Source organism: Aquipseudomonas alcaligenes NBRC 14159, from assembly GCF_000467105.1.
Lineage (GTDB): Bacteria > Pseudomonadota > Gammaproteobacteria > Pseudomonadales > Pseudomonadaceae > Aquipseudomonas > Aquipseudomonas alcaligenes.
On sequence record NZ_BATI01000005.1, the window covers coordinates 233,621 to 252,742 of the forward strand.

Below are 19,122 nucleotides of genomic sequence, written 5' to 3' on the forward strand. Positions count from 1 at the left end.
CCTCAGCGGCTCATGCCGCGGCCCTGATGCTGGTCTTGGGTCTGCTCGGGTCCGGCCTGGTGGGCCGGTTCCGGTTTGGTTTGTTCGGGTTGCTGCTGGGTTTTGCCGTCATGGATGGAGGGTTTGTACTGGACGGCATCGCGGGTTGGCTGCGCCGGCTGGGTGCGCTCGGCGCTCTGCTGGCGTTCGGCTTGGAGGCGGCGGAGGAGGTCGTTGGGGTCTTCGCCTTCGCGCATGGCGTAATCGCCGCGCCGGTCCTCGACCTGCAGGTGAGGGGCTTTTTCGGCGAGCGCCTTCTGCAGGGTTTCGGTATGCCCATCACCAGCTTCGTCCCGGTCGTAGACAAGTTCGACCTTCTTGGCGCCAGTGCGCTCAGATAGACCGCGCAAGGCTTGGGCGGTGTCGTCGGCCGGATTTCCACCCGAGCTGACATACAGTGTGCGAGAGCGCTGTTCTGGAGAGTCCATCTGGTACAAGCTCAAAGCATCGAGGCCGCCCTCAGCCACTTTGATTTGCTCAGGGTTGGGGCAGCTTTGGTTCGCGACATAGATTCCTCGATCTGAGGAGGAATAAAGGGTCCAGCCGTCCTTTTTGCGCTCGTAACCAGTGAACCTCCCGTCCTCGCGGACGTGTGGGAAAACCGCGTTTCCGTGCTGATCGGTGCGGGATTTCGTTTCAGCGATGGTCTGCTCGGAGATACCTCTAGCCAGCAGGAAACGGTTTGGCTCTGTAGATGCCTTCTTGTATTGGTCGCAGGCAGCAACTCGTCGAATTTCTGCTTCTAGCGCGGTCTTCTGCCGCTGCTGCTCTATGCGAGCCTCGCGCTCGGCATTGCTCAGCCCCTGGTAACGGGAGCCGGAGTCGAAGTCCTTGTTGAAGGCGACCCTTCGCAGCTCGTCGCGGGTCTCCAAAAAGCCCTGACCCGTGGCGTGCTGATGGAGGTGGAAAACGTCACCCCCAAGGCCGGAACCTTGACCAGCCTTGGTGGCCACCCAGCTCGGCTCTCCTTTGGCGTTCGGCTTGAGGGTGATTTCGCGCATGGGGTCAGCTTTATCCAAGGCCTTGTTTTCCATCCGAACACGGGCGCCTGACCCGCTGACCTGGACATAGCCTAGGCGCTCAGCGTGATCGCGCAGATCCACCCGATCGCGGATCGCCTGGGTCTCACGCTGCTGCTCGGCCTTGGTCCAGACACGACGCTGCTTTGGCATATCCCCTCCTACTGCGGCGGAACTGTCCTGACGCATTCCTGCAGCAACTGCTCGTTCAGGTCGCTCATTTTCGATTTCCTGTTTCGGGGTTGGGGGTAATGGGAGTGGTTCGGCAAGCAGCGCGACGCGCTTGGCATCGGCCGGCAACTCGTAGGGTTTCCCGGGTTTCTGGCGGGTGTCGTTGGGCAGATCGATAAGCCCGGTTACTGCGAAGCCGCGGGCAACGGACAGGTCATGGTCGGCCTGAGTGGCCGGCATAACCTGGATTTCAGGCGACTGCTTGGGCTCTGCCTTAGGCTCTGTGGCGTACTCGAAACGCTCGCCTGCCTTCTCCAGCAGATCCTTGGTGCTCGGCTGCTGGGCCTTGATCGGCTGCTCTTCGTAGAGGCCTGCTTCAGCGTTGGCGCGGATCAGGGCGCGGAACTCTTTGTCGGCATCAAGGGCGCAGCGCTTGGACTTGAATACCGCGGTGTTCCGGGCCAGCGTGTCGAGCGACTCTTGATCGTTGCCGATGTAGAAGCTGCAGGCCTGGCGCGAGCGGGTAAACGCCACGTAGGCGAGGCGGCGATCGGTGGAATCTGAGGTCAAGTAGAAGGCCCGATCGACCGTGAGGCCCTGGCTCTTGTGCACGGTCATCGCGTAGGCATGATCGATCGAGGCATAGTCGGACAGGTTCCAACTGACCTCTTCTTTGGTGCGGTCCAGCCTTGCGGTGAGCTTTGTGTCGCAGATCGGCTCACCGTTATCGTCAGTGCCGGTCTGCACACGCTCGATGCCAGTGAGGGTCGCGCGGTCACCGTTGTAGACCGGCTCGCCATCGACCTTTTGGTTTTTGCGCAGCATGATTCGATCACCTGGCACCAGATCGAGGTCGGCGTAATCGCCTCGACCGGTCTCAACCGGGATACGGACCTGTTGGGCCTTGTCCAGTTCACCGATCTCGAATCGGTGCTCGCGGACCTTGCTGTTCAATGAGCGGACAGATTGGTTGCGGTCGGCCAGCAGCAGGATTTCCTGCCAGTCTGTGCCCTCTTCGTGCGCCTGCAGCGCGTCGCGCATCATCAGCTTGATCGGCTTATCCTTGGTGCCCTCGCCCGGCATTTTCAGTAGGCCGCGTGCTTTCATCATCTCCAGGGCGTCAGGGCCGCCCTGCTCCGCAGGTCCCTCGAACCAGGCCTGAGAGATCGCCCGGTCTGCCGGGTCTTTCTGGCGTGCGATCTGGATCAACTCAGCGCAGCCAACCTCCTCTGTCAGCATGTCAAGCACCGACGCGGAGCCCACGGCTTCGAGCTGGCGACCGTCACCGACCAAGATGAGCTTGGCGCCGGCAGCGTCGCAGTACCCGGCGAGTTTGTGCAGGGTGCGCAGATCCGCGAGGCCCGCCTCGTCACAAATGATCACATCGTTGGCGCGCAGCTTTTCGCGGTACTGAGCGTTGTCGTTTTCCAGTCGCATCAGTAGCGAATGGATTGTGCGAGCCCGGATGCCAGCTGAGTTCTGCAGTTCGGCGGCAGCAGCACCAGACGGCGCCAGACCGATCACTCGGTTACCGGCAGCCTCGTAGGCCTCGCGGAGCGCGGCCAGGCTGACGGATTTACCAGTACCGGCAGCGCCCTGGATGATCTGAAAGCGAGCCCCGCTCGTGCAGAAGCGCACGACCGCGCGCTGCTCGTCGCGCATGGGGTAGCCCTTTTCCCGCTCAATCCGGGCGATGGCCATCTCTGTGTCGAAAGGTTTGATCGTGAATCGGACCTCAGGACGCTGGGCTGCATGGGCATAAGCCAGCAGCTCGGCCTCGAACTGGCGGTAGGTCTCGGTTGTGAACTCGCGGTGGCGCCCTTCCTGCGGCAGCTCGATCACCCCGAGCTGGCGGATTAGGCCGCTCTTGATTGCTGGGATAGCGGATTCGCCCCCATGCAGGATCGCCAGCTGGGCTGCTGCGCGATCGAGGGCGTGTTCGCCGAACACGCTGGCGTTCCGAAGCACAAGCTGCTCGGCGAACAGCTTGGTTTCCGGGGTCAGGTCGCCTCGCTGCAGCTCCTGGTGGAAGTTCTGCAGTTGCTCGCGCCATTCGGCGCGGAGTTCGTCTGAGTCACGCTCCTTCTTGCCCTCACGAGTCCGCTTAGCTGCGCCTCGTGCTGAGTCAGCACCACTGGCACCCATCTCGTCGAGCGCCTTGAGGATCTCCATGCGGCGGGTGGAATACTCCAGCACGGTTTCCCGTGAAATACCGGCCACGCGAAGCCCGTTGCGCTCGAGGTCAGATTCAAAATACTTGGCAAGCTGAGGGATATCCCGCCTGAGGGCATGGGCCAGATAGCAGTCAAATAGCGCAGCGAACTCTCCCTGACGCTTATACAGCTCGCCACCATCGAGCGGCCGCCACTCGCCATCAGGCGTAAGGCAGGCATTCGGAATCTCGATGTGGACGTGGAGATGGGGTTCCTGATTGCGGTTGGTGAAGTGCAAATACGAGGCAGCCATGGCCTTTCCGGCGAAGCGGGCCACCCCTTGGGCGCCAAGCCTATAGCCGAAGTACCCTTGTTTTTCCACGTACTCAAAGGTCCGTCGCGAGGCCTCCATCATGGACCGCTCAAGAATGATCTGCTGTTCTCGCGGCAGCGAGGCATATACCAGCGAGAGGGTCTTATCCACGTTGAGGCTGGTCGAGAATCCCGCCGTCCCGGTGCCACGCTCAAGCTGATCCTGACGGCGCTTGAGGACATAAGACTCCCTTGTGCGGGGGTTGATACCGCTCATCAGGGCGGAGTAATCACCATCCTGCGGGGTGATACCCAACCCCATTGCTTCGGCGCCTTGACCGAGATACTCAGTCAGCACCGTATCGGCGCCAGGCTTGTGGAAGTAGTCCTCTCCTCCGGTAGAAAGCACCTGATCGTGTTCGTCGTCGAGGATCTGGCCCTCGCCACGCTCGAAATAGTTCGCCCGCGCCCCGATATCGCCGCTGGTGAATTTGTCGATCGTGAAGATGGCCATCTCAAACACCCTCGACGCCAGCGAACAGAAACTTGAGCTGTTCAGCCACCGCGCGCTGCGCTCCCAGCCGGCTCGCCTCCGCGATCCGAGGTCCCAAAAGGGCGAGTGAGGATTCAATCTCAGACCGGATCGCGAGCGATTCCTCGGGCTCCAGGGCGACGATTTTGGCCGTATGCAGAGCCAGATCACCGTGCACCAGGGCGACCAAATCTGCGGTCGGAACAGCCTCCAGGATGGTCTGCAGCACAGCCGATTTCGAAACTTTCAGGTCACGCGCGAGGCGCTCGAACGCCTGCTGAGCGGCCTCAGTAACCATGCTCTGTGTGTGATTCTTCCTCTCGAAAGCCATTCAGCTCCCTTCCCTTCAGGGGTGGCTACTACCGCTGTAGTAGACCACCTATCTCTCGTGATGACCGGCTGGTGCGGGCTGACACGGATGCACCTCGCGAAGCGAGTGCAGCCGTGTTCAGCCTTCCCGAGCTACATACTACTAACTTCGATTTTCGTTGCAATCTGTATCGCTAAATTATTTTAAGTTGATTTGCATTATAGAAACCAGTTGGATAAATTGGATTTCGTATAGAGTCAGTAGACCATTGTTGATGAATGGGCGATCTTGTTTGTAGGTACGCGCTATAAACTGGCGCAGACAACCAAACAGAGGATCAACCCCATGAAAAAGCAGGACATCGAGGAAAACGGGCAGGCCACCCTTGATTTGGAGGAGAGCGTGAACCTAAGGCTGAGAGAGCTACTGGAGCGCAGGAAGGCGCAAGACCTGGAGGGCGGCACCGCTAACCGCACCCGTGGTCATGCGACCCGTGTGCTGCGGCCACGCCTGGAGGAGCTGCGCGAAATGGTCGTGTACGGACTGTCGATGCGAGAGATCACAGACCTCCTTGGCGAGGGCGGAGTCCAGGTGAACTACCACTCGCTTCGAGCCTTTCTGCAGCGCTACCTGCCGCGCGAATACGCCGAGTACCTGGTAGCCAAAAAACCCGGAGACCCACATTTCGGTAAGGAGATTCCGCCCGAGGTACTGGAAATAGACACCCCCCCCGAATTTCGGCAACCGGAGGGGACAGGAGCAGGCAAACAGAAGGAAGAAGCAAAACCCGTGACCAAGCCTGCTGCCACCGGCGAGAGAAAACCACCGATGCGGCCTCGAGGTCAGCTGCGCGCTGATGCCGACCGAATCGACCTAGACGATGTACCCGATTAACGGAACCGAATAAGGAAGCACTCATGCGAATTGCGATCGTGAACCTGGGCGGCAATCAGGGCAAAACCACCCTCGCGGTGAACCTGTTCTCGCCGCGCATTCCGGGGGCCAAAATCCTGGCCGTCGAAACCATCAACGGAGCGGGCAACGACCTGGGCATCGATGTCGAAAAACTCCGCGGGGAGCAGTTCTCTCGAATCTATGCCGAGCTGGCAGCAGCGGACGACCTGATCCTGGATGTAGGAGCCAGCAACATCGAAGATTTCCTGCTCGGCCTCGAGCGTTTTGAGGACGGGCATGACGAAGTTGACCTCTTCGTAATCCCGGCCACGCCTGCCAAGAAGGAACGCACCGAGGCGGTCAAGACTGCCGTAATGCTCTCGGATCTGGGTGTCGAGGCATCCCGCATCACGTTCGTTTTTAACCGCACCCAGGACGTCGAGACCGACTTCGGGGACGTTCTGAATTTCGCGAAGAAGACCGGCCAAGTAACCGCGAACCCGGACTGCTTCATCCCGGAGAGCGAGCTGTTCAGCCTCCTCGCCGATAAGAAGCTCAACATTTCCCAGGCTCTCAATGATCAGACCGACTGGAAATCCGAGCTGAAAGCTGCCCGAGCGACTGACGACAAGAAGGGCTTCCAGAAAGCCGCTGACATGGTGGCCATCCAGAAGATGGCCAAGGCCATGGATCGCCAGCTGCAGTATGTGTTCGAGCGGCTGACCGCAGGCGCCGAGGGCTAACGCAATGGAAAGGCAGACCCGCGAGCGAGCACTGCTCGAAGAGCTGTTCGCTGACCACTACAAGCTGGCCGACCGCTTCGATGAAGCGGCCGGCAAGGTTGATCGCGTGTTTGACATGCTGCGGGGGACTGAGGGCTCTCGCGGTGTGATCGCCGACCTTGAAACTGCTTGCGTTGCTCTAGGCCCTATTGCTGGCAGCGAACTCGCACAGAAAGTTGCTGCACTCCTTCAACAAGTACAGGCATTGCCGGAGCGCTTGGTGAAGATCGCGGACGAAGAGGGTTTCCGGCTTGCTGTGCGTAACACCTTCACCGACCTTTTCGAGGAGGTGGTTGAGGCTACGCGCAACGCTGGTATCGAGATCACTAGTCGCGAACTCGAATCGCTGCTCAAGCCTGCAGCTCAAGCTGCCAGCGACGCCGTTTTTGGTGATGCCGCCCTCAACGCAGCGAAGCTTTCTCAGGCCGAGAAGGAAATCGAAAACCTCAAATCGCAGAACCTGGTTCTGATGAACACCCTGTCCAAGAGCGAGCAGCTGAGCGAGCAGGCCATCAACAAGCTCGGTGAGGATTTGGGCGCTGTCAGCGAGAAGCTGGCTGCCGCAAACTCCCGCCGCGTAGGTTTCTACGGGCTCGTCGCTGCATTTGCCCTCGGCGTCTTCATGCATGGCCCCGTCACCTTGATGGTGGACGCGGGTTTCGACCTGCTGCGCGAAAATGCCAAGGCCTCCGCGGCAGCTGAAAGGACCACCTTGTGATGTCTCCAGCAGCGCACTTGCGGTCGAGTGCGATCCTTCGGTGTATTCCGAGACGCGCGAAACCGGAGACACCGCGGACCTATATGTTTGAGGGGAAGGCTAGCTCCCCCCCATTATAGCTCTCCGCTATTCGGCCCCGAGCAGGAGTACCTAGATGAACCAAAATCAGATCGACGAGCAGGCGCAGAACGTCAGTGGATTCGTGGCTGGCGGGCTGATCTTGGCCATCCTGGCTGCACTTCGTTGGCCGAGCGGCGCAATCATCCTAGCTGCGGTTGGCGCGGTGCTCTACCTAGGCGCTCAGGCTATCAACTCGGGCTATTCGCAGTACGCAACGGCTGTCCGAGCTGAAGCTGGGGCTCAGGCCGCAGCACAGGAGGAAAAGGAACAAGCCAAGTTTAGGATGTACAAGGAGGGCGAAGCGCTCGGCTTTGCTGTCGAAGGCACATACTGGCGAACTGTCGGTGCGCTGTCCGACCTCGAGCGGATGGAGATCAAGGGCAATAAGCGTGCAAAGAAGTTCCGCGCTCAGTACTCGCTGTCTGCCCAAGATCAGCCTGACCTGTCCTGGATTGGCCTGAAAGATTCGATCGAGGCCGATATCGCAGCTGGAGATCGAGGTTTTGCTCAGACGAAGGTCAAGGTCGCCTTGGCTCAGAAGAAGCTCGAACCGGCGCAGCGTTATGTTGCTACGGTAAAGGAGAACCAGGCCCATTTCGCGGGCGACGGATACCTGAAGCTCGGCGGCGCCTTCATCAAAGAGTTCAGTAATTAGAAGCCCTTCCCGAAAAGTGAAGCCCGGCAATGCCGGGCTTTTTTGTGGCTGCAGACATAGCAATGCAAAAAAACTTCTTTATTTAATAGACTCAATTATCTTTTGATTTAAGCACCCAAAAAACTCGTCGCAAGGATCGCACATAGCGAATTATGGGATGGTAACAGCAAGCACCCAACTGGACACTTCTAATTATTACAACCCCACTGCCGCCGCTCTTCGGGAGCTTGGTAAAAATCACAAACATCAACTAAATTACGGCATATCAAGACACAAGAAAAAGTAAACCGCCACATATATTTCGATTATTTATCTATTTATTTTGTGCTTCGCGAATACTGACCCCAGGACTGTGCTTCACCGCCTTCGTCCGTCGCCTCTTTCCCTTCCGGGGGCTTCTGCGCCGTAGGCGTTTCAGGTTCGCAAAAATCGCTGCTACAAACACGCAGACAACCCGAGACCATAGGTCTCCCCGCCCCTCCGCATTTTAGATGATGTTTAAAAGCATTTTAGAGGCTACCCCTCCCCCCCGCAGCCCGCACAGAATCAGGCCTCTAGAAATGCCGATGCGCAGATACCCCGTCATAGTGCGTATATAACCCGGGAGTTAGCGCAGAAAGCCCGGAGGCCTCTGCGCAGATACCCCGAAGGCTGTGTATAAATCATACCTTTTTGCTTTTTTCGTGCGGGAGCCTTAACCATCGGACCGTTTCGAATCCGATTTCCCAATCACTGATGAGACGCTGCGTCTGTAGCTCGTCCAACGCCGCAGGCAAAGCCCGGCTGGTGAAATCCCGCAAGCGCCCCGTCGAACCACTCCATCGACGTAAGGACTCACATGAAATCGCATGCGGCCCGACCTTATGCCCGCAAACATAATTCTGAAGGTATTTGGCCAACGGGCTTTTCAAGCGAAGTCTGACACCCATGTCGATATAGGCAAGAAATTCGCTAGCAAATATAGAGACAACAACAGGATCCATCAAAATATAGTATCTTCCCCCAGCACCCCATATGAGCTCGCCTATAAGATGAAAGCTTTCACCCTCTCCAACGCCCTCAATAAAAATTTTTGTACTTGCCAGCCTTTTCATTGACCCTTCAAGCCTGCGATAGCTTTCCGAGGACAGGTCGTTACCACGACCTATGGCGCGTAGAAATGTTGATCGCTCAAAGCATATTGAATCTCCTGAGCAAGAACCCTGAGCAAGCTGGATAATATGCAGAAATACATCGTTATCGCACATATCCAGTTGTTCTCCACTGACTCTCACACAGCAGTCTTTCCTACTTTCAATAACCTCATTCACCAACATTCGTCTCTGACCTTTCTTTAGACTCGAGAACAGACTTGTCCTGGTCCATGGAATTGGCATCGCTGATGCCTTGCCAGGAAAGTATCGTATTTGATCAAGATTTTTCAGGGGCACTTCATCTAAACAAACAGACTCTGCAAGAAGCTCACTTTTAAGTTTGCTACGCTCAGCAGCCTCTGCGCTCCGTTTGTTCAGTTTCTCGATTGTGCTTGAGAGTCCCCCCCAAATTTTGCTGCGGGAGACCTCATGCATGGCGGAGGCCCCCTCCGCTCACAACGGCTAAAGATTTCCGAGGCCGCCCTGGCTTCCGCTTTAACGTAGAGACTGGAATATCGTGCGGTGCAACATGCTGCTGCAACCACCGATCAACATCTTCTCGGCGCCAAAGCAGCCGTCCAGCACCTGGAATACGGCAAACCGGAGGCAACTTAAAAGGGGTTTTGGAGTGCTGATTTTTGATTGTGCCGGCAGACCGGCCCAGGATCTCAGCGAGATCATTGATTGTGAGAAGCTTTTCGAGCGGCATGTCTCATCCTCGCCCGACCATATGAATCAAATGGTCGAGTTAGGATGGGTCCGCGGCAGCGTAGGCGATTGACCACTTGCAGCTGCTGGTTCAGCCACAAGGTGGGATCGATCCATACGCGGGGTTGTGCCCTCAGTTTCCCACGCTCTCCTCCGCACGCTGCCAATTGGGTTCCGGCCCCATCAATGCCGGTGGCGTTGTGTCATCAGGCGATTGCCCACGTATGGGCATCCTTTCTTCCGCGGCAGTTTCGTCCGCTTACAACTGTCCACGGTGCCGGACCTAGGAACCCTGCTAACCCTCAACGGCAGCCACCATTACCAGATGATGGACTCCCTCAGGCCAGGGCATTCTACGTACCTGCCGGCGCGCTTGATCGCAGACTAATCATCTGCGGTCATCCGCGCAACTGCCCTGGCACAATTTCGGCACAGTGAACTTGTGCCAAGCGATGATCAAGGGTTACCAAGAATGACACTTACGAACGCCTTAACCCCTTCTATTACGGGCACTCTCCGCCTGAAATGCTGACTTCAAGCTCGTCCAAGGAATATCAATTTTTGCAGTTGCACTGCAAGGGGCCGACGGGGAAGGTTTCGCGGATCAGGCTGGTTTGTGGACTGTCGGTCATCGGGCGTTCTCCTCGGGCGTCACGGGGCGGGCACGATAATCCGTCGGCGCCCTGCCCGTCCATTTACGGAAGGCGCGGCGGAAGTTGGATGGATCGCTGAACCCCAGCAGCACGGCGATCTCGAACAACGGCAGGTGCGTGGTCTCCAGGTACTGCAGGGCCAGGCGCTTACGCACCTCGTCGAGCACCTGCTGGTAACTGGTGCCCGCAGCAGCCAGGTGGCGGCGCAGGCTGCGGCCGCTGGTGTGCAGGGCGCTGGCAGCGCTGTCCAGGTTGGGGAATTCGCCTGGGCGCGCCAGCAGCAGGCGGCGCAGGCGGCTGAGCAGCCCCTCCTGCACATCGAGGCTGGCCAGCAAGGCCTCGCACTGCTGCTCGCACATCTGCATGGTGGCGGGGTTGGCCAGGGCCATGGGCCGGTCCAGATAGTCGCGCGGCAGACGGAACCAGTGCCATGGCTGGTCGAAGGCCGCCACCACGCCGAACGCCTCGTGATAGCGCGTGGCATGTACGGGCTCGGGATAGGCAAAGCCGATCTCTACGCCCTGTGGAGGCTCGCCGAGCAGGAACTGAGCGATCGCATACAGGCTGCCGAACAGACCTTCGGCGGCGAAGCGACTGAGCATGCCCAGCGGAATCGACTCACTGGCACGCAGCTCCAGTGAGTCAGGACTGTCCACCAACTCGAGGTCGAAGGTCAGTCCCAGCACCCGGTAGTAGCGCAGGGCAAAGTGCACGGCCTTGCCCAGGTTGGCACTGGACAACAGGGCATAGCCGAGGATGCCATGGGCCGAGGCATTGAGGCGCAGGCCGAGCAACAGGCCGAGCGCCGGTTCATCGCAGCGCAGCAGGGCGGCGCTGGCGAGCTGGTGGAAGTCGGTTAGGGACAACCGGCCGGTCGGGCTGTGCAACTGTTCCGCGCGCAGGCCGGCGGCGCTCAGCAACTGCTCGCGGCCGACACCGAGTTCGCCAGCCAGTTGGAGCAGCGCTTCGGCATAGGTCACAGGAACCAGCTCGGAACTCAGGGTCAGAGGTTTGCTCATAGGCACCGCGCCAGCCATTGGCCAGATATGACCTTCAAGTTGGCTGAAGATAACCTTGTCCGGGAAAAGCCCACAAGCCCATAGTCCTTGCACTGATAACAACAAGATGGGAGGCCGCATGCACTGCCAGACCCCGCACGACCTGCTGATCAAGCCGCGTCAGCCCGAATTCGCCCTGCCCTCGCCCTGGCTGCGCCACTGGCACGGCGGCGACGCCTTCAAGAGCCACTTCTTCGATGCCATGTCGTTGCTGTTTCCCGACGGCGAGCGCTTCTTCATCGACGCGGTGCGCGCCTACCGCGACCAGGTGACCGACCCGCAGCAGCAGGCACAGATTCGCGGCTTCATCGGCCAGGAGGCGCATCACAGTCGTGAGCACCAGCACTACAGCGAAGCCCTGCGCGAGAGCGGCTACGACCTCGATTATCTGGAACGACGCCTGAAGAAGCGCCTGGCCTTCGTGCGCAAGCATCTGCCGCCCAAGGTACACCTGGCAGCGACCACGGCAGTGGAGCACCTGACCGCGATCATGGCCGACGCCATCCTGCAGAACCCGGAATGGCTGGAGGGCGCCGATCCGACCATGGCGCGCCTGTGGCGCTGGCATGCACTGGAGGAGAGCGAGCACAAGGCGGTAGCGTTCGACCTCTACCAGCAGGTCTGCGGCAAGGTCTGGCTGCGGCGCCGCGCCATGCTGCAGAGCACCTTCTTCTTCACCCTGGACACGATCAAGGGCCTGGTGCACATGCTGCGCCGCGACGGTTTGCTGTGGAACTGGCGAATCTGGCGCGACGGCCTGGGCTGGCTGTGGGGCAGTCGCGGCATCCTGAAGCCGCTGGTGCAGGCCTATTTCGACTTCTACCGGGCCGACTTCCACCCCTGGCAGCACGACAACCTGCAGGTGATCCTGGAGCGGCGCCGCGAGTTCGACCCGCTGGAAGTCAGCTGATCAGCCCCAGTCCCTTGGCCCGGGCCACGGCCTGGGTACGTCGCTCCACACCGAGTTTGCTGTTGATGTGGCGGGCGTGCGTCTTGACCGTGTGCAGAGAGATGAACAGGCGCTCGCTGATCTCCTGATTGGAGCAACCCAGGGCGATCAGCCGCAACACCGCCAGCTCGCGGGTACTCAGCGCTTCGGCGGCGCCGACCGGTACCGGCTCGACCGCAACCTCATCCGGCAGGCAGCGACGCAGTGCTTCGCCCAGCGCGGAAACCGGCGCCGTCTGCAGCTGCGCCCTCAGCCAACCCGGTTGATGGGCGAGCAGCTCGTAGAACGGCAGCAACGCTCCACCGCTGGCCAACTCCAGGCCCGCCAGCAGCTGCTGCTGGGCATCACGCTCGCGACCACCGGCATACAGCAGCAGGCTCAGCTGAACCTGGGCAAAAACGCCCAACAGCTGCCCACCCTGGGTCTGGGCGCGCTGGGTCAGCGCCCGCAGGCGCCGCTCTGCGGCCTCCAGTTGGCCCGTGCGCCGCTCCAGGGCGGCACGCTGCAGTTCGATGTGCAACGGCAGCTGCGGGTGGAATTCAGGCGCAGCGGCCGCCGGCTCGCCGCCGTAGGTCTCGGCCAGGCGCAACAACCAGGCATTGGCCAGCTCGACCTGGCCCTGGCTGAGCCACAACTCGCACTTGGTCACGGTAATCATCGCCAGGTAATACACCGGCGGCACATCCCAGACGTGCATCAGGCGCTCGGCCTCGGCCAGCAGGGCGAATGCCTCATTGAGCCGCCCCAGTCGCCCCTCCTGACTGGCCAGGATGCAGTAGCCGACCAGCAGGCTGATATCACGGCAGCTGCGCGCCTCGGTGATGCCAGCCTGCAAACGCTCACGGGCCTGCTCCGGACACAGGCGCAGGGCGAGCAGGAAACCTTCGTACAGGGTCAGCCGCGCACGTACCGCATACGCTCGCTGGCTCGGCAAGCCACGCAGGCGCTCGAGACCGGCTCGTACCTCCTCCAGCGCACGGAGGATCTCGCCGCGGGCCAGCAGCACACGACCGCGATCGTAGTGACAGAAGGCCTCGAACAGCGGATTGCCGTGGCGCTGCGCCAGTTCCAGCGCCTCGCGATTGAGGCCGCGTGCGCGCCACAGATCGCCCCGCACCACCGCCAGGTTGGCCAGCGTGGACAGGCACAGCAGGCGCGAGCCGTAGTGCTGGCTGGGCATGCCTGCCAGCGCCTGACTGCAGTACAGCTCGGCGTTATCGCTGTCACCGCGACCACGGGCAATCACGCCACTGATGGCCAGCCATTGCGCCAGCAACGACTGCTGCTCGGCGCCGCTGGGGGCCGGCAGGAAGCGCTGCAGGTGGTTGGCCAGGTCTTCCGCCGCATCCAGCTGACAGGCCAGGGCCAGCGCCCAGCTGTAGAGCAGGATCAGCCGCGGGGTGCTGGTCAGCAGGCTGTCGGGCAGGTCCATCTTCCAGCGCAGCAGCATGGCGACGTTCTGCTCGGCCAGCAGATGCTCCTCGGAGAAGTTCTGCACCAGGCTGGCCGCCACATCCGGCTGACCGGCACGCAGGGCCTGCTCGACCGCCTCGTCCAGGCGCCCCTGGGCGCTGAACCAGCGACAGGCACGCAGGTGCAGACGAGACAACGGCTGAGACAGCTGGCTGGCCGGATTGGCACGCAGCAGATCGGAGAACAGGTGGTGGTAACGGAACCAGTGGCCCTGCTCGTCCAGCGGCACCAGAAACACCTGATGCGCCTGCAGGTGCTGGAGCATGGCGGCACTGTCATGGCTATCGCGCACCGCATCGCACAGTTCGGCACAGAAGCGATCGAGGCAGGCGGTGTCATAGAGAAAGGCCTGCAGTTCGGGCGGCTGGCGCTCGATCACCTCCTCCAGCAGGTAATCGCGGATCATGCCCTGGGCGCCGTGCAGACCACGCTCGCCTTCGGCGGCAGTGAGCAGCCACAGGCGCAAGCCAGCGGCCCAACCCTCGCTGCGTTGCAGAAGGTTGTCCAGCGCCTCGCCAGGCAGCTCGGCCCCCTGTTCGGAAAGCAACTCACGGGTCTCGTCGAGGGTCAGGCGCAGATCCTGTTCCTGCAGCTCCAGCAGTTGCCGCGACAGGCGCAGGCGGGCCAGGTGCCAGTCGGGGCGCTGGCGGCTGGTCACCAGCACCAGCATGCCGGCCGGCAGGTGATTGAGGAAAAACTGCAGGCAGCGATCCAGCACCGCCCCCTGGGCCAGGTGGTAATCATCCAGCACCAGCAGCAGCGGACTGGTAGGATCGAGGCGTTCGCCCAGCTCATCGAGCAAGCCGTCCAGCCATTCCTCGAAGGCGAACGGCTGGTGGCGCTGGCGCATCTTCAACAGCCCCAGGGCCTCATCGCCAATCCGCGGGAAATGCTGACGCAGTCCCTCCAGCAGGCGCTCGAGGAAACGCCCGGGATCACCATCGCGCCGGTTGAGGCTGAGCCACAGGCTCTGCCAGTGGGCAGGCAGACGCTCGCAGAACTCCACGGCGAGCGAACTCTTGCCGAAACCGGCCGGCGCACACACCAGCAGCAGGCGCCCGTCCATGCCCTCTTCCAGGCGCTCACACAGACGCGGCCGCAACACATGCCCGGCAGGCAATGGAGGACGGAAGAAGCGACCCTCACCGGCGGAAACCGGAAAGCTGGCGAGAGCGGGAGAGCTAGACAGATCGGTCACGGGCGGAGTCGACATCCAGGCGCGAAATGTCCGCAGACTATCCGCTCACGCCGTGCATTTGAAGTCCACCCCGTCCGCCAGAAACGAAAAAGCCGGCACTAGGCCGGCTTCTTCGATCACGCGACGATTAACGCACGCCAGCCTGACGCAGGGCTGCCGGGGTGTAATCGCTGGTCGCGGCCTTGTAGTTGAAGTCGTAGGACTGTTTCTCCTCGTTCTTCATACCCAGGGCCAGATAACGACCGGAGATGATGTCGTGCAGCGTCTCCACGGTGTACCACGGCACTTGCTTGTCGTAGTAGTACTGGGAATGAGCCTCGGCGACACGCCACAGGGCGCCACGACCGTCGTAGTGGTCGATCACCGCGGCTTGCCAGCTGTCCTCGTCGATGAACACATCACGCTTGGCGTAGATGTGGCGCTCGCCGGCCTTCAGGGTACCGGTCACGTGCCACACGCGGTGCAGCTCGTAGCGAGTGTGCTCCGGGTTCAGGTGGCCGGCCTTGATGATGTCGGCATACTTCAGCTTCGGCGAGTCCAGCTTGTAGGAGTTGTACGGAATGTAGATCTCCTTCTTGCCGTTCAGCTTCCAGTCGTAACGGTCAGGAGCACCGTTGTACATGTCGAAGTTGTCGGAAGTACGCAGACCGTCGGCGGCGGTACCCGGGCCGTCGTAGGACACCTGCGGAGCGCGGCGCACGCGGCGCTGACCGGCGTTGTACAGCCAGGCCAGACGCGGCTCCTTCACCTGGTTCAGGGTCTCGTGGACCAGCAGAACGTTACCGGCCAGACGCGCCGGCGCGGTCACGCGCTGCTTGAAGTAGAACAGGATGTTGCTCGGCTTGCTCGGATCGTAGTCGGTCAGGCTGGTCGGGAAGGTGAACTCATCCTGGAAGTAAACCAGGCTGTAGGAACCGTTGGGCTGCGGAGTAGCCTGGGTCACCAGACGACGCACGCTGCCGCCGCGATAGCGGGTGATCTGGTTCCAGATCGCTTCCAGGCCGTTCTGCGGAATCGGGAAGGGATACGCGGTCTTGAAGTTTTCCAGACCGTTACCGCCCTCAACCAGCTTGGTGTTGACGGCGTTGGCCTTCACATCCTCCAGCACGCTCTGCGGAGCGGTAGCGGAGCGATGAGTCGGGTACACCGGAATCTTGAAGCTGTCCGGGTAGCGCTTGAACATGGCGACCTGACCAGGGGTCAGCTTGTCCTTGTACTGCTCGACGTTCTGCGCAGTGATAGTGAACAGCGGTTGCTCGCTGGCGAACGGGTCGGACAGGAAGCCACGATCATCCACGGTGCCGGCGTTCTTCGGCAGACCACCAGTCCACTCCGGGATGGAACCATCGGCGTTACCGGCCTTCTCGGCACCCAGCGGGGTCAAGGTGGTGCCCAGCTTGGCGGCCTCGTCGGCAGAAACAGCAGCCATGACACTGGTGGCGAGCAGGGACAGCGCCAGGACGCCGGATTGCAGCATGTACTTTGTTGTTTTCATTTGCATGTCTTTCCTCAGGAACCCTGGTCTTAGAAGCTTGCGCCGACGCTGAAGGCTACGAAATCGCGGTCGATCTGGGTGTTGTAATCGCCGCCGAAGAAGTCGGTGTAGGACAGGTTGGCGGTGTAGGTGTTCTGGTACTCGGCCTCGAGACCCAGGCTAACAGCCTTACGACCTTCCTCGAAGTTGGCACCCGGGCCAGGCGAGTAACCGTCCACGTCATGCGACCAGGCAATGCTCGGGCGCAGGTTTACACCGGCGAACACATCCGGGTAATCCCAGATGGCACGTGCGCGATAACCCCAAGAACTGTGGGTGGTGAAACCGTCGTCGTTACAGTCTTTGGTAGCGTTGGAGAAATCCGTATTTCCAACGGCGCGATCGAGAGTTACGTCGTTGAGCAGCTCACAGGTACCGTTAGGCAGTTCACCAGGGCCGAATACCGGATCGCGACCATAGCGGGCTTCGCTGCTGTGCTCCAGGCCACCCACAAAAGTCATACCAACTTCGCCCACCAAGGTCAGGCGGCTAGCGCCCATAACCTGATCGAGGAAGTGGGTGAAAGTAGTCTGCACCTGAGTAACTTCCTTGCGGTTGTAGCCATGACGAGTTCCGCCAGGCGCAGCACTCAATACCGAGGCATCCGCATAGGGGTTATCAGCCAGAGGATTGTTCATCGGACGCACTGCCGAATAAAGAACATCCGTGGTATTCAGAGCAACCGGCGCATTCGGACGGTAACTGATCTCACCACTCCAGGCGGTGCCAGTGGGAAGCGTCGTGGAGAAGCTCAGGCCATAGAGACGAATATCCTCGGGATACTCCATGAAGTAGCTTGAGTTACCGGCGATTGCCAGAGCAGATGCAGCGCCATTGAAAACTGGCAGCAATTGGTTTGCCACATCGTAAATATCCTGCCCCGGCGCAGTGGCACTGAGGATAGGGGCACGGCTGTGGTAGTTCATGGCATAGGCGCCAAACTCGGTATCCAGCGGCTCATAGAAGTAGCGGAAAGCCACACCCCATTGGCCACTGTCGCGGGCATCACGGTCATCTGCCCTAGCTACCAGATTACCCTCCCCGTTAGTATTCAGGGGATCCAAACCGCGGGGAATCAACGCCAGGTTATTCAGCGTATCGACCAGCGCGGTATCGTTGGTCAGCAAACGCAGATTGTCATCGCAACCATCAGCAGCCACGTCAACCTGGGAGAAGAAGGTGCCGCAGTTATCAACTACGGTCTGATCCCACTCCAGCTGATAGAAAGCTTCCATCGACAGGTTCTCGGTCAGGCTTTGCGACACGAAGAACATGTTAACCGGGATCAGACCTTCCTTGATCTCGGCGCCAGGACGACGGAAAGCGGACACGTCGACCGGGTTGACGGCGTTGATACCGTTCTGGATGAAGGTACTTTCACCCCAGCTCACCACCTGCTTGCCCAGGCGCACGGAACCCGGCTGCTCGGCGATGCTGTAGTTGTGGTAGACGAAAGCGTCGAGAATTTCGGCGCCGGAGGCCTTGGCGCCTTCTTTACGATTGGAGTCGTCGATGTCCTTGAACAGGCGGCTCTCGTCCTTCAACTCGAAGTCATACCAGTACTTGCCACGGACGAATACGCCGGTATCACCGTACTTCAGCTCGAGGTCATGGATGCCCTTGAAAATCTTCGAGAAGGTCTCACCACGCTTGAAGTTCAGACGGCCATCATCGGTGGTCTGGGACAGGCCCTTGCCGCCGTTGTTCACACCGATCAGGTCAGGGTCTGCACTGCGCACCGACCAGCTGGCACCTAAGGACAGGGTGGAGTCGAGTTGACCCTCGATTTCACCGATATTGAAACTGACGCCGAATGCCGGGGCAGCGAGGGTTGAGGCAAGGCTGACTGCCAGAGGCAGCTTGGCCATACGCCAGAACGGTTTAGTGGTTGTCATCGACGCTACTCCATGTGTTTTTGTTATGGATGCCGCGGACTATAGCTACCACCCCCCTAGGCTTGATCCCCCTAAAGTGTGATTTCCAGCCCCCAGCCTCTCTAGACCGGCCGGTCACGCATGTGCGAGCCGACCAGATTCATCACGCGACAGCAATTAACAAGCCAAGCGTTTGCTCGGATGGGGCAACGAAATGCTCCGATGCCCCGCCCTCAGGGCTCAGAGCGTCGACAGGAACGCGCTGCCCGCGGCTTGCCACTGGGCGATATCAAGACGAATACGTTTCTTGTCGAGCTTACCCACACTGGTTTTGGGAATATCGGTAACAATCGCGATCTGACTGGGTATTGCCCACTTGTTGATGTGGCCCAGCTCGACGAAGGGAATCAGATGTTCCTTCAGCCCCTTGGCATCCAGCGCCTGCCCTTCACGCAGCACCAGCAGGGCGAAGGGACGCTCACCCCATTGCGGATCGGGAATGCCGACCACCGCCACCTCGCGCACGGCCGGGTGGCGGCTGATCAGATCCTCCAGCTCCAGAGACGACAGCCACTCGCCACCGGTCTTGATCACATCCTTGATGCGGTCGCGAATGTCGATGAAGCCGAAGTCGTCGAGGGTCGCGACGTCGCCGGTGTGCAGCCAGCCGTGCTCCCACAGCTCGGCACTTTTCTGCGGCTCATTGAAGTAGCCCATGGTCAGCCAGGGCGCGCGCAGCACCAGCTCGCCCTGGGTTTCGCCATCGATCGGCAGTAACTGGCCGTCCGCGCCCATCAGCGCCGCTTCCACCAGCGGCACCGGCACGCCGGCCTTGAT

At 60.3% G+C, this 19,122-nt stretch carries 14 protein-coding genes; 5 read left to right on the forward strand and 9 right to left on the reverse strand.

The annotated features are described in order from the left end of the window. Window positions 1-2: 2 nt before the first annotated feature. Window positions 3-4,208: a MobF family relaxase gene (mobF, locus tag PA6_RS03175; RefSeq protein WP_021699433.1), complete on the reverse strand. Its 4,206-nt coding sequence runs from the start codon at window positions 4,206-4,208 to the stop codon at window positions 3-5. A 1-nt stretch (window position 4,209) separates the two neighbouring features. Further along, complete coding sequence (locus PA6_RS03180; protein ID WP_021699434.1) at window positions 4,210-4,557, reverse strand: hypothetical protein; 348 nt, start codon at window positions 4,555-4,557, stop codon at window positions 4,210-4,212. A 324-nt stretch (window positions 4,558-4,881) separates the two neighbouring features. Between PA6_RS03180 and PA6_RS03185 the strand changes: the two genes are divergently transcribed. The 4 genes from PA6_RS03185 (at window position 4,882) to PA6_RS03200 (ending at window position 7,705) form a co-directional block, all read left to right on the forward strand. Continuing rightward, window positions 4,882-5,430: a hypothetical protein gene (locus PA6_RS03185; RefSeq protein WP_021699435.1), complete on the forward strand. Its 549-nt coding sequence runs from the start codon at window positions 4,882-4,884 to the stop codon at window positions 5,428-5,430. Window positions 5,431-5,453: 23 nt separating this feature from the next. Next, on the forward strand, window positions 5,454-6,173 hold the full coding sequence (gene stbB / locus PA6_RS03190; RefSeq protein ID WP_021699436.1) for a StbB family protein: 720 nt from the start codon (window positions 5,454-5,456) through the stop codon (window positions 6,171-6,173). 4 nt (window positions 6,174-6,177) lie between these two features. Continuing rightward, complete coding sequence (locus tag PA6_RS03195) at window positions 6,178-6,930, forward strand: hypothetical protein (RefSeq protein WP_021699437.1); 753 nt, start codon at window positions 6,178-6,180, stop codon at window positions 6,928-6,930. A 154-nt stretch (window positions 6,931-7,084) separates the two neighbouring features. Then, entirely contained in the window at window positions 7,085-7,705 is a 621-nt protein-coding gene (locus PA6_RS03200; RefSeq protein WP_021699438.1) for a hypothetical protein, read from the forward strand. A gap of 662 nt (window positions 7,706-8,367) precedes the next feature. On the opposite strand, the gene trfA is transcribed toward PA6_RS03200, so the two are convergent. The 3 genes from trfA to PA6_RS03205 form a co-directional block, all read right to left on the reverse strand. Next, entirely contained in the window at window positions 8,368-9,273 is a 906-nt protein-coding gene (gene trfA, locus PA6_RS23300; RefSeq protein WP_021699439.1) for a plasmid replication initiator TrfA, read from the reverse strand. Beyond that, window positions 9,266-9,547: a helix-turn-helix transcriptional regulator gene (locus PA6_RS24520; protein ID WP_081693925.1), complete on the reverse strand. Its 282-nt coding sequence runs from the start codon at window positions 9,545-9,547 to the stop codon at window positions 9,266-9,268. The genes trfA and PA6_RS24520 overlap by 8 nt, the downstream gene beginning before the upstream one ends. Window positions 9,548-10,174: 627 nt before the next feature. After that, window positions 10,175-11,218 (reverse strand): AraC family transcriptional regulator, encoded by a 1,044-nt coding sequence (locus PA6_RS03205; RefSeq protein ID WP_021699440.1) that lies wholly within the window; start codon window positions 11,216-11,218, stop codon window positions 10,175-10,177. A 118-nt stretch (window positions 11,219-11,336) separates the two neighbouring features. Between PA6_RS03205 and PA6_RS03210 the strand changes: the two genes are divergently transcribed. Continuing rightward, window positions 11,337-12,167 (forward strand): metal-dependent hydrolase, encoded by an 831-nt coding sequence (locus PA6_RS03210; RefSeq protein WP_021699441.1) that lies wholly within the window; start codon window positions 11,337-11,339, stop codon window positions 12,165-12,167. On the opposite strand, the gene PA6_RS03215 is transcribed toward PA6_RS03210, so the two are convergent. The 4 genes from PA6_RS03215 to PA6_RS03230 form a co-directional block, all read right to left on the reverse strand. Further along, window positions 12,160-14,877: a LuxR C-terminal-related transcriptional regulator gene (locus PA6_RS03215; protein WP_043216191.1), complete on the reverse strand. Its 2,718-nt coding sequence runs from the start codon at window positions 14,875-14,877 to the stop codon at window positions 12,160-12,162. The two genes, PA6_RS03210 and PA6_RS03215, sit on opposite strands and share 8 nt — an antisense overlap. 127 nt (window positions 14,878-15,004) lie before the next feature. Next, a complete protein-coding gene (locus tag PA6_RS03220; protein WP_021699443.1) occupies window positions 15,005-16,372 on the reverse strand; it encodes a DUF1329 domain-containing protein in 1,368 nt (455 codons plus the stop codon). Between the two features lie 29 nt (window positions 16,373-16,401). Beyond that, window positions 16,402-18,306 carry a DUF1302 domain-containing protein gene (locus PA6_RS03225; protein WP_021699444.1) on the reverse strand — a complete coding sequence of 635 codons (1,905 nt, stop codon included), beginning with the start codon at window positions 18,304-18,306 and terminating at the stop codon, window positions 16,402-16,404. Window positions 18,307-18,525: 219 nt separating this feature from the next. Further along, a partial coding sequence (locus tag PA6_RS03230; protein ID WP_021699445.1) for an AMP-binding enzyme occupies window positions 18,526-19,122 on the reverse strand: 597 nt, incomplete at its 5' end.

What these genes read in the sequence shown, in the direction of transcription:
- mobF (WP_021699433.1), bottom strand. Translation starts at nt 4,208, where the DNA reads ATGGCCATCTTCACGATCGACAAATTCACCAGCGGCGATATCGGGGCG.
- PA6_RS03180 (WP_021699434.1), bottom strand. Translation starts at nt 4,557, where the DNA reads ATGGCTTTCGAGAGGAAGAATCACACACAGAGCATGGTTACTGAGGCC.
- PA6_RS03185 (WP_021699435.1), top strand. Translation starts at nt 4,882, where the DNA reads ATGAAAAAGCAGGACATCGAGGAAAACGGGCAGGCCACCCTTGATTTG.
- stbB (WP_021699436.1), top strand. Translation starts at nt 5,454, where the DNA reads ATGCGAATTGCGATCGTGAACCTGGGCGGCAATCAGGGCAAAACCACC.
- PA6_RS03195 (WP_021699437.1), top strand. Translation starts at nt 6,178, where the DNA reads ATGGAAAGGCAGACCCGCGAGCGAGCACTGCTCGAAGAGCTGTTCGCT.
- PA6_RS03200 (WP_021699438.1), top strand. Translation starts at nt 7,085, where the DNA reads ATGAACCAAAATCAGATCGACGAGCAGGCGCAGAACGTCAGTGGATTC.
- trfA (WP_021699439.1), bottom strand. Translation starts at nt 9,273, where the DNA reads ATGCATGAGGTCTCCCGCAGCAAAATTTGGGGGGGACTCTCAAGCACA.
- PA6_RS24520 (WP_081693925.1), bottom strand. Translation starts at nt 9,547, where the DNA reads ATGCCGCTCGAAAAGCTTCTCACAATCAATGATCTCGCTGAGATCCTG.
- PA6_RS03205 (WP_021699440.1), bottom strand. Translation starts at nt 11,218, where the DNA reads ATGAGCAAACCTCTGACCCTGAGTTCCGAGCTGGTTCCTGTGACCTAT.
- PA6_RS03210 (WP_021699441.1), top strand. Translation starts at nt 11,337, where the DNA reads ATGCACTGCCAGACCCCGCACGACCTGCTGATCAAGCCGCGTCAGCCC.
- PA6_RS03220 (WP_021699443.1), bottom strand. Translation starts at nt 16,372, where the DNA reads ATGAAAACAACAAAGTACATGCTGCAATCCGGCGTCCTGGCGCTGTCC.
- PA6_RS03225 (WP_021699444.1), bottom strand. Translation starts at nt 18,306, where the DNA reads ATGACAACCACTAAACCGTTCTGGCGTATGGCCAAGCTGCCTCTGGCA.